Below are 26,771 nucleotides of genomic sequence, written 5' to 3' on the forward strand. Positions count from 1 at the left end.
GTCTATTTTTCCTCATATAGTTGTGTATCTACTTTTACTTGACGTTGAACGGCTAACTCCCCTTGCACGTAGTTGTGGTTTTGACATTCATATTTCCAGGTGCAAGATGTGAGTAGAGCCAAAAGCAGCAAAAATTAAAAGTGATATAGTAGGACACCTGAATTTAGTACCTTATGACGTAGCTACTGTCACCACTTGGCTGAATAGTATGGGCGAATTTCCTAGAGAAGAAGTTCCAACAGTTTTATATCATCCTCGTGAAGAAACTATCATGTATCACACAACAACAACACCAGCAGCACAATCAATATTACAAACTGGCTTAGACCCAACTTATGGTGGCACAGGCGGTGCTGTAGGTACTTCTGGTGAAGCTAATGCTAAAGGCTATATTTACTTATGTAATAACGAAACTTACGCCTGTGTAGTTGCTAAAAACTTTTTTGGAGATACTACCAAATACAACGAAGGGCTGACAATCTTGCAAGTCATAGTAGATCCATCAACAGTATTTGTGAGCGATCCAGATTTAGCTTCTGCTGTCAGAACAACAAGAAAATTAACCAACATTAAAAGATATGCAACTGTGAGTAATAAAGGAAAAATCATTGCTTACTCAGACGAAGCTATAAGACCTACTGAAGATGTAGAATCAGATGATTAGTAAACTTGCAATTAATCTAGTTGAAATACTAGCTCAAATCCGTCAAAAAATTATTAGCCTTGTCGAAGATGAATGGCAGGAATTAGGGAAAGTGGTAGACGAGATACTTGATGATCCACTTAATCCCACAGCCATTATACCGATCGCCACTGGGATATCCATAGGCGCAAAAATTGATGATCTGATTGCTGTAGCTGCATCAGTAACACTGATCAGTCTATCTTTCCGAATTGTTGATGATTGTATTGATATGGATGCACCAGATGGACTTTACCAATCTTTGGGAGTTGGTCGGGCAATTAATTATGCAATGGCTTTGAATGCTGTTGCAACCCGTGAGTTCATAAATTTTAAACTTCCTTCAGATAACTTAGAAGGACTCTTGCAGGACTATTTCTATTCATTCTTGCAAGTATGCCAAGGACAAGATAAAGATATCAGTCAGACTATTAATTCTTTAGATGAATATCGAGAAATAGTCAACCTGAAGACCGTTAAAGCATATCAATTTGCCACTGCGATCGCTAGTTATCTGTCTGCTTGTGATGCAGACATTATCGCCTTATGTGTTCAATGCGGCACTCATTTAGGTTGGATGACGCAAATTCTTGATGATATTGAATCCCTGTGGTTTCCAGTTACAGAAAATATCCGTGAAATAGAAAAGAAAACTTTTCCTGTCTTATTAGGTTTGACTCTAGAACATCCTAATGCACAAAAATTAGCCAGCTTATTTCACAAGCAAGAATATAACAGAATCAAGATTTGTGAATTATTAGATGAAATGGAAGTTCGCACTCGACTAATGAATATAGCCCTTGATCATCGAGATCAGGCAATCAAATCTCTGGCTAAGTTGCCTAACCCAGAAGGAAGCAATATTTTACAGCTTTGGCTGGATTGGTATTTACGTAATGGCGAACTTCTATTACAACCTGTGGTGCGAAATTAGTTGGCTTGACTTCTTTCAGTTGAAGGTAGAGACGTTTCACTGCAACATCTCTACCCTGGGGGTTTATTATTGATTACGAGGGGCGTTGAAGGCTTCCCAGGCGGCTTTGGCTGCATTTTGGAGGCGATCGCCAAAATCAGCAAATTCTTTCCAAAGTAAGTGCCAGTTTTTCTCAGCTTCTTCTTGGATCACAGTCCAAGCATTTTCTAGGCGATCGCGTTCAATGAGTTTTTCACCTTCAATGGCTTGGCGTGCTTGGCGCACAGCATTTAAATAAGTTTCGCGGGTAAGAGTTCCGGCTGATTCTGCTTCAGCTTGGGCGCGTCTTTTAAGTGCTTCAATTAAAGCTTTGGTTTCGTTCTTCACTTCATCAGTCTCCCCAGCCATTTCAGCTTCTACCATTTCGTTAGTTTGAGAACTGATTTCTACAACTACAGTAGATTCAATTGATTCAAAATTATTACCAGTCATAATGATAATATCCTCAGAATTAACTTTTCCAACAAATGACTAATGACTAATATTTTGTAGACAGTTGTTGTTCTAATTTCAGCAATTGTTCAACTCGTGATTCTGTGTCAGGGTGACTAGAAAATAAGTTACCTAAAAACTTGCCAGAGATAGGATTGATAATTAATAACGGTTCAAAAGCTGGATTCGCATCTAAAGGTAATTGTCGTGCTGTGGCTTCTAATCTTTGCAAAGCGCGGGCTAATGCACGGGGATTACCTGTTAATTTGGCAGCACCAGCATCAGCAGAAAATTCTCTTGTACGCGATATACCTAATTGAATTACTGTTGCAGCTACTGGCGCTAACAATACAGTTAACAATATTCCTAAAGGATTGCCACCTCTATCATCGTCCCGTGAACCACCGCTAAACCACAAACTGTAACTCACCATCTGGGCGAGAAAAGAAATCGCACCGGCGATCGTTGCGGCTACTGCTTGGGTTAAGGTGTCACGATTGATAATGTGCGTTAATTCGTGGGCAATCACGCCTTCTAACTCGTCTTCGGGGAGAATATTTAAAATACCTTCAGTCACAGCCACAGCCGCGTGTTCGGGGTCGCGTCCTGTTGCAAAGGCGTTAGCAGTTTGACCAGGAACGATGTAAACTCCAGGCATGGGGATGTTAGCGCGTTTAGCTAATTTTTCCACCATCCGATACAGCCCTGGTGCTTGGGCAGCACTCACTGGCTGGGCGCGGTATACTGCTAATGCAATCTTATCTGATTGATACCAAGAAAATAGATTAGTTACTGCTGCTAAACCAATACCAATAATTAAGCCGCCAGTGCCACCAAATACCCAGTAACTTATCGCAATTAATAAACCACTGAGCGCACCTAACAAAGCAACTGTTTTAAATTGATTTCCCATATTTATGCTCTCCTATTAATGCTGTATTAAGCTTTTCTCAATCACAGCATTACTTAAGCCACACATAGATTGTATCGACCCAAACAGGCAGTTATCAGGTAGAGATTGCGCCCCCATTCTGTACGGTTATCCTACTCAAGTCAGCAAATAATAACTTATTTGAAAAGAACGAAATTTAGGGTTTAGTTAATCAAGCCAGAAGTTTAAATGAAATTATCAATTAAGAAAAAATATATATAGGAATCCGATTTAATTTCTGAATCTAGTTGTGTAAGCAGGGAGTAGGAAAGAAGCCTGACCTGAGTTTACTGATTTTTTTCATAAATCCAATATTAGTCCTATAGTAATTAATACTCAATATACTTACAGAAGAATTCAGCTTGCCAATTCTATTCGATTAGTGGATATTGTTCCCCACTGATTACATTCTGACTTCTGAATTCTGACTTCTGAATCCTTCCACAATATTGTTCTTTTCCATACTCTGGCGGAGATAGTGTCAAAATTTCCCTGAGTTTCATATCCTGGAGATAGACAGCAAGGAAAGCGGCATGACCAGTCAGAAAAAACCATCACAAACTCTCAAAATTGCTGTAGTTGGAGATATTCACGACCAATGGGAAGTGGATGATGCCATTGCACTCAAGCATTTGAGTGTGGATTTAGTGCTATTTGTGGGAGATTTTGGCAATGAATCAGTGGAAGTGGTGAGGGCGATCGCATCCCTGGATATCCCCAAAGCAGCAGTTATGGGCAACCACGATGCTTGGTATACGGCTACAGAATGGGGACGGAAAAAATGTCCCTACGATCGCACAAAAGAAGACTGGGTGCAAGAACAACTAGATTTACTGGATACAGCCCATGTCGGTTACAGCCAATTAGATTTTCCCCAATGGAATTTAACCGTTGTTGGTGGTCGTCCTTTTACTTGGGGAGGCCCAGAATGGAGATTTGCCGATATCTGCAAAGAACGTTACGGTGTGACAAATTTTGAAGAATCAGCAGCTAAAATTCTAGCGGCGGTTAAAAGTGCGGCTGGTGATGCAATTATTTTTTTGGGTCACAACGGGCCGAGTGGATTAGGCGATCGCCCCGATGACCCTTGTGGTAAAGATTGGCATCCCATCGGCGGCGACTTTGGCGATCCCGACTTTGCAGCAGCTATTTCTCAGACTATCACCATTGGTAAAACCATTCCCCTCGTTACCTTTGGACACATGCACCACAATCTGCGTCACACCAAAAAAGAACTACGTAAATCAGTGTTTCAAAGTCCAGAAGGCACAATTTACTTAAATGCCGCCAGCGTCCCCAGAATTATCGAACATGAAGGACACAAGCAGCGTAATTTCTCAATTGTCCACTTACAAGCAGGAGTAGTCACAAAAGCGGCTTTAGTTTGGGTGGGACAAGATTTTCAGGTAATCTCAGAGGAAATTTTATATCCTGCTTCACCCAGTGAATCGTAGACATTTGCTTTGAGTAGTGCAACCTGCGTAGATGTAAGATATAGTATTATCTGTCAGCTTTTTGGCTCACCAAAAAACCAGGTAAGCAGTAGCTAGACAGTTTTACTGGAGAGGTGGCAGAGTGGTCGATTGCGTCCGACTTGAAATCGGATGAACCGAAAGGTTCCGGGAGTTCGAATCTCCCCTTCTCCGTTGTTTGAGATACTCATCGTCCACTTGGTTGGCGAAGGGCAAGAATCAGCAATATAGTAGCCCCAAATGCTGCTATTGTGCGGATGTGATTCCAAAATGTCCAGTCGCTCAGATATCTAGTCCATAAATTTGCGCCCTCGGTGCTATCTGGATCAACGATCGCCAAGGCATCATTTAGAGGTACATTGAAGGCGATCGTTACCCCAACCGTGCCAATCAGGTAAAGTAGGCTGCCAAACAGCAAGTAGGCTGCACTGGGTTGATGTAACTTGGAAAATGAAGCGATCGCTAAAACCAAACAAGCTAAAGCTGTGCCGAAAAGTGCCACCATAAACAACGGATTGATTGCTGTGATATTAATGGACTGCATAGCAACAATCCCGGCTTTGGGCTGGAGTCTAGCCAGTGCATTCATCACAAAAGTCGAAAAAGCAAAAAAGACTCCCGCCACTAGCCCACAGCCCAAGGTAGCGCCAAGTTTGAGTATAAAAGGCCAGTGGTCAAAACTGATCATCAACCCTCCTACATTTGAATTGATATTCCAGAAAGAAGTACTATAAATGTACTATCACTGCCCTGTTCTATTTAACTATTTAACGTGAAAGCCAGAATTGAAAATCAAGTATTATTTCTCCACCACCCAGATTTGCCAGAGTTTAAAAAAGGCGGTTCAGTGGTGAGAAACTCTTATTTTTGGGCTTTACGTTCAATTGCAGGTCGGGCTTCACGTTATAGTGATTGGGAATATGAATCCGAAGTTTGGTTCGCCCTGAGAAGAATGTTGTTATCTTTTGCGGAGTCTGGATATTTAGGTTACAGAGAAACTTTGCTGGAATTTCCCCTAGAGATGGGAGAAATCCCCGATGTGCTGCGTGATGTCTCCACTTGGGAGTAATTTTGTCATTTGTCGTTATTTAATTTTTGACAAGCGTGACGTACTCCACACACTCCCCTTCGGGTGAGTGTGGGCTTCTCAATGACTCTTCTAGGAAGACATTAATTGAGCTTTAAGACCATGCGTCCCACGGTTCTTTATGTTTATAGCCGCATTCAAATCTCTGCACAGACTAGTATGACAAGCAGGGCAATTGTGCATTCTTTGAGATAACAGCTTTTTAACTTTGTGACCACAGTTAGAACATTCTTGACTAGTACCATTTGGTTTAACAGCTATTACCTTCAAACCAGCATTTTCGGCTTTATTTGAAAGTATTGTTACAAACTGTCCCCATCCGGCATCATTAACACTTTTAGCCAGTCTTGTTTTAACCAGTCCCTTAATATTCAACTTTTCAACAGCTACAACATCATACTTATCAAGCAGTAATTTAACTGTTTTAAAGTGAAAGTCTTTGCGAGTATCAGCGACTTTTTTGTGCTGTTTACTCAATCAGACTTTTTGCTGTTAGCATCACCTTTCAACCATCTATCAAAAGCCAATTCAACTTTTTTAGGGACTTCCTGCAATACTTGAGAGTGAATCTCTTTGTACCAAGGTCTATCAATTTTTAGTTGAACTAAAGACGCTTTTTGATTGTAATAGTTGGGCTGCTCTTTTAACTCCGGCAAATGACAAATTAATGGGCATCTATCGATAGGACAGCGATTTTGTTCATACCAGTCAAACCTCTGAGCAAGCAGATAATTATACTGACAACGCAGCATCTCCAGCGTTTTATCAATTTTTTCTGCTTGACGAGGCTGAAAATTTAACAGAAATTCTTGATTTGTTTGTTAGACAAATAGGTTATGTTGGTATTGGCGATCGCTGGCAAGAAATTACGCAAACAGCAGCCAACAAAATTATAGTATTTGTCCTGACTCAAGATTTAGCCTATTCCTCAAAAATTATGCAGGTAGAAGAGGCAGAAAGAATCTCTCATCAAGTATTTGATTTATTTCAACCTCACTGTAAATTTTTTACTAACGCAGAATTTGTTAATAACTATTCTGCCATGATTGCTTGGGATTCTCTGACACCAGCAACCTTTGACACAGGAGTAATTTTTGTAACTGAGACACAGATGGGAATACTCTGGGTAAATGATGAAGATTGATTACTGAATTAGAGAATAAGTTACTAACTTAAACTTTAACTGAGATTTAATCGAGATTTAATAAACAGACGGGACAATTGATAGCCGCGTCGCTAACTGTAATGTGTTTTTTCAAATTCATCTCCTGTATTTTACATGATGATTTTGTTATCTGAAAAGTAACGGAAATTATCGTCTTTTCTAGTTCGCTATCACCCACTAATTAAATCAATTAAGTATGTCTAAGTTAGCTTTTCCCTTACAGATATCAGTTGGAACATTTATCCTATTTACTGTTTGTGTAAGTAGTGCCAATAGTGCCACAATTACGGAAGATTTTGAAATTGGTACAAAAGGCAGTTACGCAGCAGCAAATGTTGTGCTGAGAACAGGTACATGGAATTTTAATGATGCTCTACTGGGGAATCTTAGCACTGATGTCAAAAATGGTACTCAATCTGCCCGTATCCGCAATAGTGGTATTCTCTCCATGAGATTTGACCGGACTACAGGTGCAGGTTCGATCACTGTCAAACACGCTAAATTTGGTAATGATGGTAATTCTAGCTGGGGCGTTTGGTGTTCAACTAACAGTGGCGCTTCTTACTCACCAGTAGGTGCAATTGTTAATACCAATTCTACAACCTTGCAAACAGCGACTATTACCGCCAATATTCCTGGTACAGTTCGCTGTGACATTCGCAAAACTGATGGAACTGCAAACAGAACCAATATTGATGACATCGTAATTACTGATTACGGTTCTACTTCTTCTCTACCCCCAGGTTCTGTACCTTTCTTTGATAACGTCAACAACTCTGTGTCTGGGTTGGCTTATGGTAGTCCGGCTGATGTCACGCCTCCCGCCCCATCTCTCAATAGCTTTGACACAGCAGTAGTGAATCTTTGCGGCGCTCCAGGTACAGTTGTGAGTCGCACTGGTTTCCAAACATTGATGAATAATAACCTCACTGTATTGGCAAATATTCAGAATTATGTGGGAGGATACCTCAAACCAGGTCGGACTTCCACAGTTGATTTCTTGAACGATTTAACCGATGTGTGGTTTAATGTCGCAGGTTTTGACCATGTATTCTGCGGTGAACCAGTACAAGGGGGTGCTATTGGTGGATTGCATTTTGTTGGTCGTTATTTACAGTTGCAAAATCAAGGTTTAGCTGGACGACTGAACAATAATACATCTAACGAAGAAGTCGTGCCGAACACAATCTACACTATAGGTGCGATCATGAGAGTAGGTAGTGGGACTTCTCAATCTAGCATTAAAGGTTATCCTTATACTTTGAATGCCGAGGAAATTTTGTCTAACGCATCTTTGGGTTACAAAAATAACCCCAACACTACCAGCACTAACCAAACCTGTCTTCTCAGTGTGACTGATGAAGGTAGAACTTTTAAAGCTGTATTTGTCAGAAGATCAGGTGGTATTCGGACTTTTTATCCTGATGCTACCCCTAGCGGCGCTAACTGTAATTGAGTAATTAAACTCATAAATTCAGACAAAAATCTACAGTGTAGAGGTGTAAGTAAGAAAAGCCCTTACACCTTGATTACTATTCGCCTCTTCTCAAAAGAGAATTTTTTGTATCTGTGCTATTTACTTTTTTCATCATTTTTTATGGAAGAATGGATGATAGTATTTTTGCTAACTACATAAACAAATATCCAAGTTGTACTATTGGTTACAAATGACAGTGGCTGAAGAAGCTGTGTCATATCTCAGTCTAGGAAACTCTAGATTGAGCAAGGTTCTAGAATACTAAGCTTTTGTATGTCTACATCTGCAATCACTGTCACAGTAAAATTATTTGCTGCTTATCAAGAAGCTTTTGGGTTGTCAGAATTGGTGCTGGAACTTCCTGAAGGTACACCAGTGCAAGCCGTGTGCGATCGCCTGATTGCAGAACGTCCAGAACTCGCTAAATGGCGCGATATCACCCGCTTTGGTATCAATTTGATTTTTGTTGAACCAGAGACATTACTCCACAATGGTGATGAAGTGGTACTAATTCCGCCTGTGAGTGGCGGGTAGTATGCTCTAAAACAGATGTCATTCTGATTTGAGAATTTGGGTACTTAATCGCTGATGGGCGTTAAAATGTCCTTTGTCATTGGTCATTTGTTTTCAGTTAATGACCAATGACTTATAAATAATGACCAAGGACAATCACTAATACCTGTGGCGCAAGTAATTGTAGAAAACGTTTATAAAAGTTTCCCTCCGCGTAAAGGCGACAGCAGTACAACCCCAGAACGTGTGGAGAATATTAATGTTTTGCGGCGAATTAACCTGACAATAGCCGATGGTGAATTTATGGTGCTGGTGGGGCCTTCTGGCTGTGGTAAAAGCACTCTGCTGCGGTTAATTGCAGGCTTAGAAACCCTGACTGGTGGCAATATTTTAGTAGGCGATCGCTTGGTGAATGATTTACCACCCAAAGAACGAGACATTGCAATGGTGTTTCAAAATTACGCCCTCTATCCCCACATGACGGTGTATGACAACATTGCTTTTGGGTTACGCCGCAGGGAATTGGGGACTGGGGTAAATGAACGCTCCCAACTCCCTAACTGGACAGAGAATCTTTTGGTTGAAGGAACGAGGAAATTACCGAAAGGGCTGCGTTACGTTTCTGCAAAAGAAAGATTAATTGAGACGCAGGTGCATTCTGTAGCGCAATTATTACAAATTGAAATGCTGCTAAATCGCTTACCCAAACAACTATCAGGGGGACAAAGACAACGGGTAGCATTAGGAAGAGCGATCGCGCGTAATCCCCAAGTATTTTTAATGGATGAACCATTATCAAATTTAGATGCCAAATTACGGGCAGAAACTCGCGCTCAAATTGTGAAATTGCAGCGACAATTAGGCACAACCACAATTTACGTTACCCACGACCAAACAGAAGCAATGACAATGGGCGATCGCATCGCCATCATGAATCAAGGTCAAATTCAACAACTTGCTTCTCCATTAGAACTATATAACCGTCCTGCTAACCGCTTCGTCGCTGAATTTATTGGTTCACCACCGATGAATTTTATCCCGGTAGAATTTTCTGCACCATTATTAATTAACCATCCCCTCTTTCGTTTCACCCTTCCCGAAAGTTGGGGAAAAGCCCTACAAAAATATGATAAACAAACCTTAATTTTAGGTATTCGTCCCGAACATCTGAACCTGAGTTTACCTGCTACTAAAAATTTGCCTGTCAAAGTAGATTTGGTAGAAAATCTCGGCAATGATGCGTTCTTGAGTGTCAGACTAACTGAACCAGACTCTCCAATAGACCCTAATGCGCCTTACTTGCAAGTCAGAGTTCCCACAGACCGACAGCTAAAGATTGGCGAACAATTATGGTTATCAATCAATCCCGAAAAAATTCACTTTTTCGACCCAGAAACAGAACTAGCCATCTTCCCTGCAAATGACTTTTAATATTAATCCAGCTATTCTATTTAATTTGTGAAAATCGCATTTGCTTAGATACCCGACTTATTAAAGAAGTCGGGTATCTTGATTTCTAAACAAGAGACATCTTTAACTGATGAAACTTTCTAGAAAGTAAAGGTGGTTCTCAAAGTACCGATGATTGCATCATCAGCATTAGCAGTTTGACCAGGATTGGTTAACCAAATTACACCAGGGGTAATGGAAATGTTGTCGCTGACGCGGTATTTATAAAAGCCTTCGATGTGGAAAGGATTGCTGTTAGTGTTACTACCAAGATAGGGTTGAGCGCCGCCAAAAATGCCTAAAACGTTGCCTTTTTTACCGAAATCAGGCAAAGCTACCCCTAGTCCATAACTCCAAACTTCGCCATCATCATTAGCGCCAAAGCCTCTAACTTGGCTATAGAGGGCAAAACCACTAATGGATAGTTTATCGCTAGGTCTGAAAGCTGCTTCAAAACCATAGGAGTTACTGACGTAGGGATTACCACTATCGACAAAGTTAGCTTGTCGAGTACCAACAACACCAGTGGTTACTGAACCAAAATCGAATAAGGCGCTACCTGCACCATGATACCCGTTAACGTAGGTGGCAGCTAAGGTAAGGCGATCGCCAACATTCAAGTTTAATTGTGCTAAAGCTGCATAGTTACCAGCAAATAAACCGGAACCAGAATTGGGGTTATTTCCTTCGGAAGCTAAGTAACCCAAGGTTAATGAAGGTTTAAAAGTACCGCCACCACCAAAGGCTAAGTTCAGCGCCGCACCTGCACCGCCACCGATACGATAAATTGGACTTTCGCCAGCAAAGGTAGATAAAGCACCATTACCACCGTCAAAATCTTCAAAGTAGGGGTTGACGGTAGGAACGTAATCGCTATGAATACCGCCAGTAGCTGCAACATAAACTTGCGAGTTACCCACAGGGAAGTAATATGCTAACCAATCGATAAACGCACTATTGCCACTACCAAGGAACACGTTAAATGTTTGTGTTCCCTCAAAAGTGTCGTTTGCTAAAGGTAAAACACTGGCGTTACCAGTGGCAATCCGAGTATGTAGGATATCTTTACCTGTGAAGCTGGTTTGGAAGTCCAGACGCACCCTATCTTGAAAGACGGTGTTGTTGTTGTCGTTGTCGCCAAAGCTATCGGTGACAGCAAAGACAGCTTCACCAACGAGTTTGGTAGTGGTGGAAAATTGATTCGCTTCTAACTCGGCGGTGCGTGCTTCTAGTGCGTCTACTCTACCGCGTAAGGTTGCCAGTTCTGCGGAAAATTCTTCTTGCAAACGCTGGAGTGTGGCTAAGTCTTCTTTTGTTACTAAGTCGGCGGTTGCTGTTGCAATCAGTTCATTAACTCTATCTAAACAAGCGTTTAAACCTGCGGCAAATTCATAACGTGTCAAAGCACGATTACCGCGATAAGTACCGTTAGGATAACCTGCAATACATCCGTAGCGTTCAACTAAAGATTGCAATGCTTGAAATGCCCAATCTGTGGGCTGTACGTCAGAAAATTGCGAAACTGATGTGACTTGAGATAGGGAATTTTGGTTTTTACCTTCTTGGCTGTATTGGTTGACTTGTTCTAAAACTGGACTGGCTTCAGTTGTGGCTTGAGAAATCAACTGCTGTTGAGGTGTGGGTGAGTTGGTTTCAATTTCAGCCGCTACTACCTTGGATGAACATAAAATAGCTACGCCTAAACAGACTGGAGATAATACCAGTGTTTTCCACAATAAATGAGACATGTTATTTTTTCCTCACACTGTTTTGTTAGAATGACGCGATCGCCGTCTTCTAAATGTATCCCATAATACTTTATTTTCTCTTTTGCTGATTTAGCTGCTATTGTGCCGAAACTTCTTTATTTTTTTATATTTCTCCGTGTAAACTCTTGATTTAACGGTTTTATCTCAATTATCTCAGCATCAAAAGTATCTTGATTTTTTAAGTAAAAACAAACTTGTTAATTTCCATACAGCTTGTATTACATCCGTGAGAGGTTAAGAGAATTGCACATTTGTCAAGAGGTTGAGGAAAAGGAGATAAATCCTGCTTGTATACTGGTTGGTGTTTTGAGAGTTTGGGTTGTGGATGCACTGATATAAACCGATCTACAGTAAATTCAAATTGTTAACTACCATTATGAAGCGATCGCCCTGACGGGGAGACGAAATAATTTAAAACATAGCCTCGATAAGCTTAATAGCCCTTAAACCTTTTACACGCCACGTTAAAACTGATAAAACCACGAGTCTTTGTGACCTTCACACCTTAAATAAAAAACGATACGCCCGATTCCTATATTGTTTTGGACTGATTATTGGTTGTTTACTGGTGTCTACGTTTGGAGTCATAATTTATCGATTGACCTAGAAGAATTTTACTTCATATACCAACATTCTGAATCCTGACTTCTGGCTCCTGAATTCTGACATTTTTAAGAACAATAAAAGAATCATTCTCATAAACTTTCGTCAAGATAATTTTCTTGTCAGGCAAAATATAAGGCGATTGAAAATCAAAGATTGAATTAGCAGTATCTTTTGGAGTTAAGTACTTTCGCAGACGGTTAATTGTCCCAGCACCATTGACTATCTCTTGATTTTTATATTTTTGCTTGAGCTTTTCATACAAACTATTACTGGCTATGACAAAATATCCAGGATGTTTAGCATGAATATAAGCGTGTACAATAGCCACTTGTCCTTCTGGTGTATTTTCCGGCGCAGGGATATCAAATTTTTCACTTAACAAAGATGTCACTTCTGGATCAATCTCTCGCGGAAACACAGTCCATCTCAAGGAAAATTGAGTTGCAACCGTCTTAATTTTCGGATCTAATAAATAAGCAGCTAAACTATATTCTTCCCATCTTAAAAAATCAAATGCTATGCGAGTGTTTGATACTTGATGTTCAGATATAAAATGAACCACATCCTTGACATCAGATGGCATTTTCTGGATTTTCACACTTGCACTTGCATAAGAAAATCCAGATGAAAGAGAGAACACTGTTACTAATGTCAGACTTACAATCACTAACTGTTTCCCTAATTTTCTATTTCTTATTGAAGAAATAATATAATTAGTCCGCGCAATAATTAGGGCAAGAATAACAATCATAAAAATATTAGCCCAAAACATAAATCTTGGTTGATAAGTCAGCCCACCTCTAATTATGAGAATAACTGGGAATGCTAGTGAAAATAAAAACAAAATAGTCCAAATAGCAATAGCATCATTAACTAGCCAATTTCGGAATCGACGTAGAGTATATATCAAATTAGGCTGAATATTTCTGGGAGCAGTAATGATTGTATTATTCGCCTTAGCTCCCTGACTGAACTGAAAATAAACTAGAGGGATAATCCATATTAACGACAGAAAAACCAGCTTTTTATTATATCTCAACAATACCAGCAGCATTTGTTGTGCTTGTCTTAACCTTTCTAATGGCGGTTCTCCCCAGATGTCCCTATCATAAATTTTGTTACCTTGGATCAAAAAATTAGCCCCTAATATTTGAGCTAATGCTACTGCTATTGTGATACTTACTAGCAATAGTGCTGGCTTCCAGCGTTTATGTGCGATCAGAAAAGCTCCAGCAATCAAAGAAAAAAATAAACTTTCTGTCCGACAAAAATAAGCTAAAACAAAGCAGAATATTGCAATTACATAACTGATTTTTTTATTTGATTCCAGATAATTCAATACACTGTAGATAGCTATTGCAACAAAGAAAAAGCTATATCCTTCCGACATTGGAGTATGTGCCAAATCCAATAGTAAAGGCGTGCATAAACACATTAAACAAGCTAAAACACCAGTGCTATCATTAGTTTGTAGAGCAACAGCACGACTAATAAAAAAGAAACCTATTAAAACAAGAGTAACACTAGTCAACTCAATGGCTTTAATACCTAAACTAATATCAGACACTCCCAGAAACAGCACCAAGCGCAGAATAAAAGACTGTATAATAAAAGGAATAGGCGGCCAAATTGCTACCCAAGAACTTAGCTCTAAAGCTTTGCTTGGTTCTTGAGCATATTGCATAGCAATTAAGAAACGCGCTCCTTTATCTACAAAGCTTCCTAAATATAATTTTTCGGTGAAAATTGAATAGCTGTAAATAGCAAAAACCACCAACAAAATTAAAATTGTGATGTAATAAGGCCAAGCTTTTAGGAACTTTGTATAATAGTTCTGTTGAAATCTCAGCATTAATTTAAATTTTGTTATGCTAGTTTGTAACTGTCAGATTGATAGAATTGGGATACCATAGTCAATCTATCGTTAGACAGATCAAGTATTGTACAAAGTTATCAGTCAACAGTATTATTACTAATATCAGTTTTGTGGCTTTAGATCAAATTTGAATAAAAATTGTTAATTTTGATATTGAATATCAAAAATCAAGACACAGCAGATAACAGTTACTAATCTAATCAGAACAAATTTGATAGTTAGTCATAGCGTATTTTGGGTAAATGAGATACAAGCTTAAAACCCAAAATCATGCAGAGAGGTTGTATGTATAGGACTTATATTTGATTTGGGAAAAAATCAGTACACCTAGAGCAGGCTTCTTTCCTACTCCCTGCCTATCGCGCTGGCGCTGCGCTTCTGTGCGAGACGCTTTGCGAACGCGCACCACACAACTAGATTCAGGAATCAAACCGTATTCCTATATTCACAATAAAAAAGATACTTTTAAAGTAAAGTATCTTCAAAGCTAATCACTGAGTATCAGAGCAATAATAAAGGATTTAAAAAGAGAGACTTTGTAGCTAAATGTTTAGCAAACTATGTTTTTATTTTAACAAGTAATATTTTACCCTTAGAGAAAGTTATCAATTCTTTACATTTAAACGAAGTATGTAAAAGAGTTTAAAGTGTTTTGCTGTCTTCAAAATTTGCCAATGTCCTGAGCAACTTGGCTACTGTTATAAATAGAAGTCAGAATTCAGAATCGGTGAATACTCCACCCATAAAGGGATGGAGTTTAAATGAAGAAGAAAGTTTGATTTTGATTTCGCTGACGTGGGAAGAGGTTTTTGGTATGAGCATTGAGCGAAGTCGAAATGCGTCTTCTAAATAATTGTCTCCACTTACTTAATTACTGGGTGGCTCATACCAAACTTCAAGTTTGTTAAGCTTTTCTCCAATAATGTTTCTATACAACTCTAGTGAACGGTAAATTTGATCTGCACTAGGTTTTCCATGAGCGAACATTGCACAGTAGAAGTTTTGAATTTCTTGGTGAGTAATTTCACCATCTTGTACATACTGTTCAATCATGGTTTTCAATTTTTCTAGTTCCCGCACTTCTTCTGGTGTCGGTTCCTGAGATAATGGTCGTTCAACTTTCATAGCATCTTTCCATAAGCCTGAGATTTTGTCGAACTGTTCTAGAAAACTTGTATTTGGCTTGGTTATGGATATTACGTAATAAAGTTGAGGATTTTGTGAGGAAAGACACATCAATCAGTACAAAAGTACTCAAGCTAAACGTCATACTTACGTTTAGCTTGAGACTAAAAAAACTTATTTGCGGCTCAGGCTTATATTGGTAACTGGATGATAAACTCGGTTCCCTCACCAGGTTGAGAATTTACCTGAATACTTCCACCGTGTTTTTCTATGATAATTTGACGAGCGATCGCTAATCCCAAACCTGTTCCTTTACCTACTGGTTTAGTAGTAAATAAATGATCAAAAATCTTCTGTTTAACTTCAGGAGGTATCCCTATCCCATTATCTTGAATGGAAATTAACACCCTATCATGCTCTTCATTGAGTTTGGTAGTGAGTGTAATCCGGTTGGGATGAGCTTTAATCTCATCCATCTTACGTCCCACATTTGATTCTTCCAACGCATCGATAGCATTAGCTATCAAATTCATAAACACTTGGCTAAGTTGTCCAGGAAAACAGCGCACTGATGGTAAGTCATCATAATTTTTGACAACTTCAATTGCTGGACGAGCTTGAGAAGCTTTCAAACGATGCTTGAGAATTAAAACTGTACTGTCAATAATTTCGTGAACATGACAAATGCTAGGTTTTTGAGTATCGCCTCTAGAGAAGGTACGCAAACTTAAGCTGACATCATAAATACGGTTGACTCCCTCTTGCATAGAAGCAATTAGTTTCGGTAAGTCTTCCCGCACATATTCCATATCAACATCTCGGCGAGTTTTAGTAATTTCTGATACTGGTTGAGGATAGTGTTTTTCATACAAGTCTATTACCTTGAATAAGTCTTGTATGTACTCATTCGCAGGTTTTAGGTTGCCTATAATAAATCCAATGGGGTTATTAATTTCATGAGCTATACCGGAAACTAAATTACCCAAAGTAGACATTTTTTCACTTTGGACTAATTGCAATTGCATTTCCTTGAGATCAGACAGCGAAGACTCTAATTGTTTAGCATAGTTTTGAGCTTGCTGATATAGTCGAGAATTTTCTAAAGAAATTGCTGCTTGAGAGGTAATTAAATTTAATACTTTGATATTTTCTTTGGTAAATGCACTAGCAATCAGTCGATTCTCTAAGTACAAGATGCCAATAAATTTACCCTGATAGAAGATAGGGTTACACAATATCGAAATTGGTTTATGCTTTTGAACATAAGCATTGCCTTGATAATTAGCCTCAGAAATAGCATCATTAATGACTAAAACTTCTTGAGTCCTAGCAACGTACTCAACTATAGAACCTGGGATATCTTCACTTGCTTTTAATGGAGTCGATTGCAAAATAATTGCGTTACTATCAATATCGTTGATTGCTTCTATGAATAACTCATTATCTTTCAGTAAAATCAGACAACCCTTTTGAGCCGCAGCATTTTCTAAAATTATTTGTAAAAGCTTTTCCAGAAGTTTATCAAGCACTATTTCGCCACTAATTGCCTGTGAAGCTTTCAGGATTGTTGCTAAATCTAAAACACCATCGTTATTACTTGTTGTGCCTGTATAATTAATTTTTGTTGTAGCAATGGTGCGGGTAACATCTATCTCTAATTGTTTAGAATTTACACTACGAATAATTAGATGATTATACTTTTCATCCAATAATTGAACTTTTGCTAAAGCGCCCCAATGAATATAAGCATAATAAGCTTCTGTCATATACATTTTGGCAATTTTTTCTTTACCAAACTCTATATAACATTTGGCAGCAAGTTCGTTTGCTAAAGCTTCTTCCGAAATATAATCATTATTTTTAGCTCCTGCAATAGCACGATCATACAAGTCTATTGCTAGTTGAAATTGACCCAAAACTCTGGCTCTTTCAGCTTCTACTAAATCATATTTATGCTGAAAGTTACATGGTGCTTGTGTCGCCCATTTTTTCATTTGCTTTTGATTAGCAGCTACTTGCTTTAAATATTGCTGCTTTTGTGCAGGTTCAGCTTGATTACAAAGTGCTGTCAAAGCTAAAGAGTAATAAAAGTTATTGGCAACATAAATTAGCAAACCCACATTATCTGCATGAGTTTTTTCTGCTAATACAGCATTTTCTACTGCTAGTTGATATTCGTTAAATAAATAACAAACTATAGTTTTACAGCCATAATAAAAACCTTTAAAAGAATAATTCTTTAATAACTCCGATGCCATCGTAATTTCATCAAAAGCCTCACCAATTAACACGGCTTTGTGCGATGACTTAGAGCGTAAATTTAAAGCTGCTTGTCTAAAAAGGCTGGTAGCTGCTGCTAGAGATTCCAGCTTTAATTTCTGCATTAAATCAACGTAGCCAGATATTTTATGTTCTACCGATTCTAAATTTTCTCCCGACAGTAAAGCATGATATCCCGCAATTACAGCACAATAACCAGCATTTTCGATATTACCCAGTTCTAGTCCACTCTGCATCCCTTCTACCAGGGGTGGTATTGTTTCTTTAAGGGGCTGTTTATAAAAGCTAATTGTACCATTATGTACAAAGTAAACTGTAGCTTTAATTGAGTTAGCCGTCGTATTTTCTAGTAATTTAACTGCCAGCTTACCTAATTTATATCCTGTTTTAAATTGGTTAAATTTATCAGTTAAAACAGTACCATAAGCTGCATAACCATAAGCCGAAACAGGTGATTTGCCATATTTAACCGATAATCTCACCATCGCCAAAACAGATAACAGAAATAGAAAAGAGCCTGCTTGACTAGCAGCCGGTACAATTTGCAATAGTATTTGCATAGCTGCTAGTTTATAAGGATCAGACATATCAGGTAATAAGGCTAACTTTTCTATTGGTTTCCCTATCAATGCGATTTTGGTTTCAGCTAAGGCTGATAAAACATGTATTTGTGTAGGTTTATTTGGTAAATTTACGCCTAATTCTTTGAGAGATTTTACCCCGATTTCGAGAACTTCTGGCATCTGATTTTGTGCCATACAAATTAACATTCTTACTTCATATAATTTCACTTTATCCAGAATATTAATAGCTCGACTTATAGCAATATTTCCTAAATAATTAGATTGTTCAAAATTCCCATTTAAATATTCTAACTCTGTGGTTTCTGTATATAAATTTAACGTGAGTTCATAGCTGGTTCGCCAACTATCTGCTGTCAAAAGTTTTAAACCTATGTTTAAATATCTTGCAGCAGCCTCATAGGCTGTAGCAGCTTTAGCTTTTTTGCCTGCAATCAGATTTAGATTTGCTAGTTGATCTTTTTCAGATTCTTCAGTTAATAAATCCCAACCAACATTTAGTTGATTAACAATATCTAAAATATTTTCTGAAATTAATTCCGCAGGTGTCTGTTCTAGTAATAAACGACCTATTTGTAAGTGTGTTTCTTGTTTTTGACTTTCAGGAATTAATGAATAAGCAGCCTGTTGTATACGGTCATGTAAGAATTTATAAGCAATCTGCTTAGAATCAAAAGTTAGTTTTGCAGATTCTTCCTGTTCAAATACTAAGGGGATGCGATAAGCATCACTTAAAGGTAAAATTAATCCACATTGTAATGCAGAGTATAAATCATTTGCAGTACTTGCTGGAGATTTACCGCTAACAATAGAAAGAATATCCAGTGAGAATCTATTACCAATACAAGCAGCTAGTTTCAATATTTCTTGGGTGGCGATCGGCAGGTTTTTAATTCTATTGGCAATTAATTCTACGATACGCTGATCAATAATTCCAATGCTTTGGATTTTCTCTATATCCCACTGCCACGAACCAAGATGAAAGTCAAATTCAAATAGCTTTTCCTGATGTAATACTAGTAATAATTGTGTTAAAAAAAATGGATTACCTGCCGTTTTATTGTACAGTAAATCTACTAGTACTTTGATTTTTACTGAATTATTATGTAGTGTATCGGCAATTAATTGATGATAGTTGTCAACTGATAAAGCTTGTAACACAATGTTGTTGACAATGTTGTGTTTTTTGCTAATTTCTTCGATTGTTTGAATTAAAGGATGTGTAATGCTAACTTCATTATTGCGATAAGCCCCAATTAACAGTAAATATTTGGTTTTTGGGTCGTTAATTAACAATTCTATCAACTTGAGAGTAGCAGAATCAGCCCATTGCAAGTCATCTAAAAAGATGACTAAAGGGTTATCTTTTGTAGCAAAGACGCGGATAAAATCTGTAAAAACACGATTGAAGCGGTTTTGTGACTCTGCTGCATTTAGTGGTGCTACATCTGGTTGTTTGCCTATTACTAATTCCACTTCGGGAATGACATCAATAATAACTTTGCCATAGGACTTCACCGCAGCTAATATTTTACGCCGCCATGTTTCAAACTTTTGGTCATCTTCTGTCAGCAATTGCCGCATTAACGAACTAAAAGCCTGAATCAATGAAGCGTAGGGAACATTACGTTGAAACTGGTCAAACTTACCACTAATAAAAAAGCCTTTAGCACGAGTGATGGGTTTATTGACTTCATTGACTACTGAAGATTTCCCAATTCCTGAATAACCAGAAACTAATACCAATTCCCGTTTGCCTTGACTAACACGCTCAAAAGCATCTAAAAGTGAATTAACTTGAGATTCTCTACCATATAGCTTTTGAGGAATTAGTAACTGACTTAAAACATCTAGGCGACCAGGTGTAAAATCTATAATTTTACTAGTTGTTTCTAATTTTTCCCGACAAATTTCTAAATCTGCTAACAATCCTTTAGCTGTTTGGTAGCGGTCTTCAGCATTTTTTGCCATCAATTTATTAACTAGAGCAGAGATGGCGCTAGGAATTTCAGGGTTTAATTTTTCAATGCCTGTAGGTTCTTTAGCAATATGAGAGTAAACCAATTCTAGAGGATCATCACTTTGAAAAGGTAATTGGTCGGTCAGTATTTCATAAAAAGTCACTCCCAGAGAGTAAAAATCGCTGCGATAGTCCAGGCTACGGTTCATTCTCCCAGTTTGTTCGGGAGACATATAAACTAAAGTACCTTCTAGTTGATTGGGGTTAGCTAGTTGGGTGGTTTCTTTATCTAAACGTGATGCAATACTAAAATCAGTGAGTTTGACAATTCTAGTTTCGGGATTAATGATGATGTTGGCAGGTTTAATATCTTTATGAATAATATTACAACTATGTACAGATACTAGAGCTTTAGCTAATTGAATTGCAATGCTCATAAAACTCTTTAAGTCTTGTTTGCTGTGACTTAGCAGTTGTTTTAATGAGTAGCCATTGATATCTTCAAATACGATCGCCAGTCTATTTTTATGAGTTTCTAGCCTTAAGGTTTTAATTACACCCGCTAAATCTAGGTTAGCGGTAACTTTATATTCATGTCTCAAACGAGCGATCGCATCTATGGAAGGATAATCGGCTTTCAGTATTTTCAGAATAATCGGTTGTTGGTCATATACTGATCTAGCACGATAAATAATGGTATCATCTCCTTCATGGAGCATTTCGTTTAAGTCATACCCTGATATTGAATCCACTGCTAACATAATTATTACCTTTGTGAATAAACACAAAATATTTAAAAGGTTAACTATCTTTTCCTGAGTTACAAATTAAGAATTGTGGTACTCTATTCAGCCTATGATTTTGTAGAAGTATAAGACTCAGATTCCCAATTTTGCTTTAAAATTGGGAATCTAGTTAACTACTAATAATTGAGGGCGGCTGGATTTTGGAGCTGTCTACTTAAGAAATGTCTATCAAAGTTGGGTAAGTATTGTCTAATCAGATTTTTGTCTATTGCTGGACATTCAATATTAGTACCCTCGATAGCTTGAAGAACATTTTCTGTCAGGAAGTTGGGAGTGCGATGGTGTACCTCTAAAATAGTGCTACGGTCTTGATATACTTTCTCTTGGAAGAATGAAATTAATGGATGTAAAGGATTCGTAGTTGGTAGAGTAGATAGTGCATTCAACCAATTTTTTGGCGAAATCTTTTGTAGAGGATAGCCCAACTCCTCAATGTATTCAAATATTTCTAAATGACTTAATTCCTTTTCTTGAGGGACAAGGATATTGTACTGACCACCAGTATATTTTGTATCCAGTGAAAGATGAGCGATCGCTTCAGCCACATAGTCTACAGGTGTTGGAACCCAACGTTTTTCAGGAAACTCTGGATACATACCCATCTGAATACAACCACTCACAAAGCGGTAAAACATATCATTCAGGTTAGCGATTTTGGTTTGTCTGTGTCCAGAAATAAAACCAGGGCGGTAAATCGAAACTGCTAATCCTTGTTCTTTGGCTGAGTGTAGCATTCTTTCTGCAACCCACTTTGAGCGTACATATCCATACTCTACAGACATAATTCCTTCACATAGGTCAATGTCAAGGTCTTCTACGACATCATTTATACCTAGTAATGAAGTGATTGAGCCATAAACAGCCAAAGTAGATAAATAATGCAGAGTTTTATGCCGACGATGTGCTGCTAAAGTCAGGATATTTGCAGTTCCATCAACATTGGGCTTTTTGATCAATGAGTAAGGTTTGATGTAATTAGTATCAGCAGCTACATGGTAAATTTGATCAACTTCGTCACCCAGTTGGTCAAATAATTGTGTTGATAGTTGCAACTGTGGTTGTTCGAGATCGCCATTAAGAACATTTACCTGTTCAAGTTTCGCCGTTGGTAACTGATATTGTATGAAAGTGGTACGTAGCCTTTCAATCGCAATGGCTTGGCTTTCTGCTCTAATCAAGCAATAGATTTTTCTATAGCTACCTCTTCTCAACAGTTCATCCAGCAAGTGTGCGCCGAGAAAACCTGTTGCACCTGTAATCAATGCACAGTCATATTTAGCTTGTGGTGGTTGTTGCCAAATCGATGTATTCAAATTTGGTGAAAGTACAGCTTCTGCCTTTAAATCAATGTGTCTATCATGAGTGACGCTTTCACTTTTGAGTTTAAATTGCTCTAATAATCTTGCTACATCCGATGGTGTGGGATATTCATAAATTAAGCGAGAAGGAATAGTCACACCAAAATCCCGTTCCAGCCCATATAAAATATGCGCTATGCACAAGGAACTACCACCCATCTCAAAGAAATTAGAGTGAGGCTTGCAAGTTCCAGTCGGTAACTCTAAAGCTTCGTCAAACACTACTGCAATTTTGATGGAGTTATCCATCGTATCAGTGACAAAAGACGGTGTTTGAGGCAATTCTGGTAAAGAATTTCGGTCTACTTTGCTGCGATTAGGTAGCAAAGGTAATTCATCCATAAATACAAAACGTGTAGGCACCATATAATCTGGTAGTTGCTCGGCTGCAAAGCGTTGTAAGTGCTTTTCTGTCAAAAACTGCCCAGCTTTCGGCACGACGTATGCAACCAGCATTGATATACCGTAATTTTCTGCTACATCACTACTTTCTATACGTGTAGTTTTAATTGCCTTAACTGCATTCGTCTGTACTCCTGGATGTTGAGCAAGTATCATTTCAATGGCTTCTATTTCTATGCGCTTGCCCCGAATTTTTACCTGATGATCAGACCTACCTGCATAGTGTATTAATCCAGGATGATCGGCATCTTCATAAACAACATCGCCCGTTTTATAAATTTTGCCCACACCAAACGGGTTATCCAGAAAACGAGAACTGGTAATTTCAGGTTTGTCGAGATAGCCTTTGGCTACTCCCATCCCGCCTACATATAGCTCACCTTTTTCACCAGGCCGACAAAGTTGAAGTTCTTCATCAAGAACATATAGCTCTACATTTGGCAGTGCATAACCAATAGGTAGATTAATATCCTGTGGCTGAAACTCGTACATTGTACAGCAAACAGTAATTTCTGTTGGCCCGTAAGCATTGAAAAAGCGAGTTTGGGGTGATATCCAAGCTTGAGCAAGCGAGACAGGACAAACTTCACCACCTACCACAACCATACGTAAATCAGTTAAGTGATTGCGGAAAGGTGTGAGTGTTGCAAGTACAGAAGGAGATAACATCACCCAATGCACCTGATGTTTTGTGATGAAGTTTGCCAAGAGTTGTCCAGGAAGCATTTGCTCTCTTGCACCTAATACCAAAGTTGCTCCACCACATAATGCTGTGAAGATTTCCCAAACTGCGGCATCAAAACTGATAGAAGCAAACTGAAGCAAGCGCAAGCCCGGTGTGATATTAAAAGTGCTACAACTAGCTTCTGCAAGATTGAGCAAACCTTGATGGGTCAACATTACGCCTTTAGGTATACCAGTGGAGCCAGATGTATAAATTATATATGCCAATTGCTCAGACTCTACGGGGTCTAACGCAAAGGACGTGGTTAAAGGTTGCCAGACAGTAGGAGTGTCTAAAAAACACATTTTTCCATCCAAACCACTCTGCCGCATAGCTGGCTCAAGGTCAAAAGCAAACTTTTGCTGTGTCAAAATTGTAGTTAATTTAGCATCAGCAATCATATAGCTGAGTCGCTGACGAGGTAAATCAGGATCAAGCGGTACAAACGCTGCACCTGCTTTTAAAATGGCACAGATTGCAACAATCATTTCAAAAGAAGGTTCAATACAAAGTCCAACTAAACTGTTAGGTTGTAGCCAACCTTGGGCTGTTAAGTATTGAGATAACTGTTCTGTCCGTCGCTGCAACTCACCATAACTAAACTGCTGATATTCTACAATGACAGCCAATTCATCTTGATATTGCTGAAAAACCAAATCGATTAAAGAAACAACAGTTTTAGGAGTAGAAAATTTTTGAGTATTCATTATATTTACAGATTCGTTTTTGGTCAGAAAATGCGAGATTAAATATGGGTAGATGACATTGATAAAACTAAAAATCAAGGTATTTACTGGGATGGTGGAAAATTCGACATATTAGGATATCTGTTTTTTCAGTTGTTCCTTTGAGATGTTAGAGCAGTACAAGATTGAGTATGAGCATAAATTATGTATTAACTAACTACATACTTAAAGGTACAAGGAACAAATGAATCTCATTAGATATCAAGGTATTGTTATTCAAAATTTATTTACTAACAAGCAGTCATCTTCAAAAGAGATAGGTTTGATAATTGATAGCAAATTTGTAGTAACCCAGACTCATTCTCAAATGAATAACTCTAGATGTTAGATATTCATTCAGCAATTTAATGTAAGGTTTTTTGAATCTAGCTGGTGAGATGCTCATCTAAAGTTCCGGGAATAAGAATATGAAGCTAGAAATTTATCTTGACATAGCTGGTATTAAATATCCAGATAGTAATTCAAATCTTTAACTTTATAAAGCAACTATTTTAAATACTTATGCAAAGATATTTAAGTAGTTGATAAATAATTACTTTGATATCTATTGCTTGCTAAATAAAGGTTTGAATCAATCTTTAATGAGTAATTTATTTTGTCTAAACAATTTATCAGCAAACAAATATTGTAATTTTAAATTCTTAAGTATTTGTACTTAAGTATGTTAAAAATTTAACTATTTTACTGGTGCGTGTTAAAAATTTAACTTTTTAATGATGTGAATTACGTACCAGGGTTATCTGTAAATAAGGGGTATAAGGGTTTTAAACACCTACACATGCCACTTGGCTGAAGTAGGGAAACCATAGGCTGGGCTTTTTCCTGAAGCTATATGGCATTTATGCAACACCCCACTAACTTGCTTAGACTTGTTTGCTGAGTGTAGTCATCAATTTTAGTAGGTATAACTGGGAATACTTAATTGAGGAGAGATTGTGAATGTCAAGAATGAGGAGAAAATTGTGAATCTACCAGTTACAGTAACCTTTATGCTTGCTGATTGGGTTGTTAAAGGTTTAGCAAATGGAACATTAGAACGAGTTGGCGGTGTAATTCGAGAAGTCGGAACTAAACAGGTTGTTACTTGGTTAAGAGAGATAACTGGACAACCTGCTCAAGTTAATAAGTCTGATAATTTGCTCAATCTGATTTTTTCAGGAGCTAATCTTGTTACTACAGGGGTTAGTACAGCTTTTACAGGAAATGGACTTGCTAATGTTAATCAACGTTTAGGTGGGGTTGAACAAGCGAGTTTAAGTAATATTGCTGTATCAGGAGCAAATCTTGTTGCAACAGTTGCTAGTGCAGCTGCTACAAAAAAAGAATTGACCAATTTTAATGGACGTTTAGGTGTTATTGAAGAGCAGTTAGGAGGAATAGAGCAAAGCCTGAAATTAACTCAAGGAATCTTGCAGGTAACTACTGCCAGCAGCATACTAAATCTTGGCGTTTCAATGATGGGTTTTGTTGTCATAGCACAACGTCTTAAAGAACTAGAACAAAGACTGCAACAAGCTCAAGAATTGTTAAACAAGATTAACCGAAAAATTGATGTAGGTTTCTATGCTAATTTTCGTGCTGCTATTGAATTAGCTATTAATGCCTTTACAATGACGAAACCTGAAAATCGGAGAAGTAGTGCATTACAAGCTATCAATAGATTTTTAGAGGCAGAGCATATTTACACAGAACTTACAGATATTGAAATTGAGCAACAAAGTCCAATTTCAGATGAATACCTATTAACTTTATCACTAGCTTATTTAGCTGAAGTACGTTGCTACTTAGAGTTAGAAGAACACGATACTGCACTTCGGCGTTTTCAAGAAGGCTCAAAAATTCTGCGTTCTCGTATTCAAAAATACGTTGATATCATGCTAACTTCTAACCCAGCAGCATATTTACATCCGCAATTAAAAGGTGAGATTGATTTACAAAGACTCACTCAAATTTATCAATGGATTGACCCAAATTTAAATGAGAATGCTGTTTTTGAAATGCAACGGGAGAATTTATTTAAAATAATACAAGACTCGAACCAATGGATAGAGTCTTTGCCAGCAGCAATTGTATCTCGCGTTGAGGTTCAAGGAGGATGGTTTGGCCCAAATCATAACGACTTGAAGAAGGAGGCCTATAAACGTCTTCCACAAGCGGTAGAAGTAATAGAATCAATGATTGAAACCAATCGCAGATTTGAAGCATATCAAACAGAAGTGCAAGCAATATCTCAACTAGGAATAGGTTTCCATGAATGGCTGAAGCTAACACCATCAACAGAAACAAAACCTGATGGTGCAGAATTGATGTACATTATTCCATCTACACCTTTAGAACTACAAATTTCTAGTTAAAAT

At 38.1% G+C, this 26,771-nt stretch carries 17 protein-coding genes, 1 tRNA gene and 1 pseudogene; 10 read left to right on the top strand and 9 right to left on the bottom strand.

What is annotated here, in order from left to right:
* Positions 1-208: 208 nt before the first annotated feature.
* Complete coding sequence (locus H6G77_RS22785) at positions 209-664, top strand: hypothetical protein (protein ID WP_190872804.1); 456 nt, start codon at positions 209-211, stop codon at positions 662-664.
* The gene (locus H6G77_RS22790; RefSeq protein WP_190671350.1) at positions 657-1,616 is read left to right on the top strand and encodes a polyprenyl synthetase family protein; all 960 of its coding nucleotides are present in this window, start codon (positions 657-659) and stop codon (positions 1,614-1,616) included. Before H6G77_RS22785 ends, H6G77_RS22790 begins: the two co-directional genes overlap by 8 nt.
* 66 nt (positions 1,617-1,682) lie before the next feature.
* On the opposite strand, the gene H6G77_RS22795 is transcribed toward H6G77_RS22790, so the two are convergent.
* Positions 1,683-2,087 (bottom strand): hypothetical protein, encoded by a 405-nt coding sequence (locus tag H6G77_RS22795; RefSeq protein ID WP_190595209.1) that lies wholly within the window; start codon positions 2,085-2,087, stop codon positions 1,683-1,685.
* Positions 2,088-2,133: 46 nt separating this feature from the next.
* Positions 2,134-3,000: a zinc metalloprotease HtpX gene (locus H6G77_RS22800; protein WP_190671348.1), complete on the bottom strand. Its 867-nt coding sequence runs from the start codon at positions 2,998-3,000 to the stop codon at positions 2,134-2,136.
* 551 nt (positions 3,001-3,551) lie between these two features.
* Here H6G77_RS22800 and H6G77_RS22805 point away from each other — a divergent pair.
* Both H6G77_RS22805 and H6G77_RS22810 read left to right on the top strand, forming a co-directional pair.
* A complete protein-coding gene (locus H6G77_RS22805) occupies positions 3,552-4,472 on the top strand; it encodes a TIGR04168 family protein (protein WP_190872805.1) in 921 nt (306 codons plus the stop codon).
* Between the two features lie 107 nt (positions 4,473-4,579).
* A tRNA-Ser gene (locus H6G77_RS22810) sits at positions 4,580-4,664 on the top strand.
* A 13-nt stretch (positions 4,665-4,677) separates the two neighbouring features.
* Here the strand turns inward: H6G77_RS22810 and H6G77_RS22815 are convergent.
* Positions 4,678-5,178: a DUF1772 domain-containing protein gene (locus tag H6G77_RS22815; protein WP_190872806.1), complete on the bottom strand. Its 501-nt coding sequence runs from the start codon at positions 5,176-5,178 to the stop codon at positions 4,678-4,680.
* Positions 5,179-5,262: 84 nt separating this feature from the next.
* Between H6G77_RS22815 and H6G77_RS22820 the strand changes: the two genes are divergently transcribed.
* On the top strand, positions 5,263-5,559 hold the full coding sequence (locus H6G77_RS22820) for a hypothetical protein (RefSeq protein WP_062294907.1): 297 nt from the start codon (positions 5,263-5,265) through the stop codon (positions 5,557-5,559).
* Between the two features lie 5 nt (positions 5,560-5,564).
* On the opposite strand, the pseudogene H6G77_RS22825 reads toward H6G77_RS22820, so the two are convergent.
* Positions 5,565-6,380 (bottom strand): annotated as a pseudogene (locus H6G77_RS22825) (RNA-guided endonuclease InsQ/TnpB family protein).
* Positions 6,381-6,391: 11 nt separating this feature from the next.
* Here H6G77_RS22825 and H6G77_RS22830 point away from each other — a divergent pair.
* The 4 genes from H6G77_RS22830 to H6G77_RS22845 all read left to right on the top strand — a co-directional run bounded on the left by H6G77_RS22830 (position 6,392) and on the right by H6G77_RS22845 (position 10,163).
* Positions 6,392-6,721 carry a hypothetical protein gene (locus H6G77_RS22830; RefSeq protein ID WP_190872807.1) on the top strand — a complete coding sequence of 110 codons (330 nt, stop codon included), beginning with the start codon at positions 6,392-6,394 and terminating at the stop codon, positions 6,719-6,721.
* Positions 6,722-6,938: 217 nt separating this feature from the next.
* Entirely contained in the window at positions 6,939-8,198 is a 1,260-nt protein-coding gene (locus tag H6G77_RS22835; protein WP_190872808.1) for an EndoU domain-containing protein, read from the top strand.
* Positions 8,199-8,492: 294 nt separating this feature from the next.
* A complete protein-coding gene (locus tag H6G77_RS22840; RefSeq protein ID WP_190591515.1) occupies positions 8,493-8,753 on the top strand; it encodes a MoaD/ThiS family protein in 261 nt (86 codons plus the stop codon).
* 147 nt (positions 8,754-8,900) lie between these two features.
* The gene (locus H6G77_RS22845) at positions 8,901-10,163 is read left to right on the top strand and encodes an ATP-binding cassette domain-containing protein (RefSeq protein WP_190872809.1); all 1,263 of its coding nucleotides are present in this window, start codon (positions 8,901-8,903) and stop codon (positions 10,161-10,163) included.
* A 119-nt stretch (positions 10,164-10,282) separates the two neighbouring features.
* Here H6G77_RS22845 and H6G77_RS22850 read toward each other — a convergent pair whose 3' ends face one another.
* From H6G77_RS22850 to H6G77_RS22870, 5 genes are all read right to left on the bottom strand, one after another.
* Positions 10,283-11,929 carry an iron uptake porin gene (locus H6G77_RS22850; protein WP_190676742.1) on the bottom strand — a complete coding sequence of 549 codons (1,647 nt, stop codon included), beginning with the start codon at positions 11,927-11,929 and terminating at the stop codon, positions 10,283-10,285.
* A 640-nt stretch (positions 11,930-12,569) separates the two neighbouring features.
* Complete coding sequence (locus H6G77_RS22855) at positions 12,570-14,330, bottom strand: glycosyltransferase family 39 protein (protein ID WP_313954517.1); 1,761 nt, start codon at positions 14,328-14,330, stop codon at positions 12,570-12,572.
* A gap of 969 nt (positions 14,331-15,299) precedes the next feature.
* Positions 15,300-15,557, bottom strand: a complete 258-nt coding sequence (locus tag H6G77_RS22860) for a hypothetical protein (protein WP_190676738.1) — start codon at positions 15,555-15,557, stop codon at positions 15,300-15,302.
* Positions 15,558-15,748: 191 nt separating this feature from the next.
* Positions 15,749-21,139 (bottom strand): ATP-binding sensor histidine kinase, encoded by a 5,391-nt coding sequence (locus tag H6G77_RS22865; RefSeq protein ID WP_190872811.1) that lies wholly within the window; start codon positions 21,137-21,139, stop codon positions 15,749-15,751.
* A gap of 161 nt (positions 21,140-21,300) precedes the next feature.
* Entirely contained in the window at positions 21,301-24,375 is a 3,075-nt protein-coding gene (locus tag H6G77_RS22870; RefSeq protein WP_190872812.1) for an amino acid adenylation domain-containing protein, read from the bottom strand.
* 1,001 nt (positions 24,376-25,376) lie between these two features.
* On the opposite strand from H6G77_RS22870, the gene H6G77_RS22875 reads away from it, so the two are divergent.
* Positions 25,377-26,768, top strand: coding sequence for a hypothetical protein (locus H6G77_RS22875; protein ID WP_190872813.1), 1,392 nt, complete (start codon positions 25,377-25,379; stop codon positions 26,766-26,768).
* The last annotated feature ends 3 nt before the right edge of the window (positions 26,769-26,771 follow it).

The organism is Aulosira sp. FACHB-615, from assembly GCF_014698045.1.
Lineage (GTDB): Bacteria > Cyanobacteriota > Cyanobacteriia > Cyanobacteriales > Nostocaceae > Nostoc_B.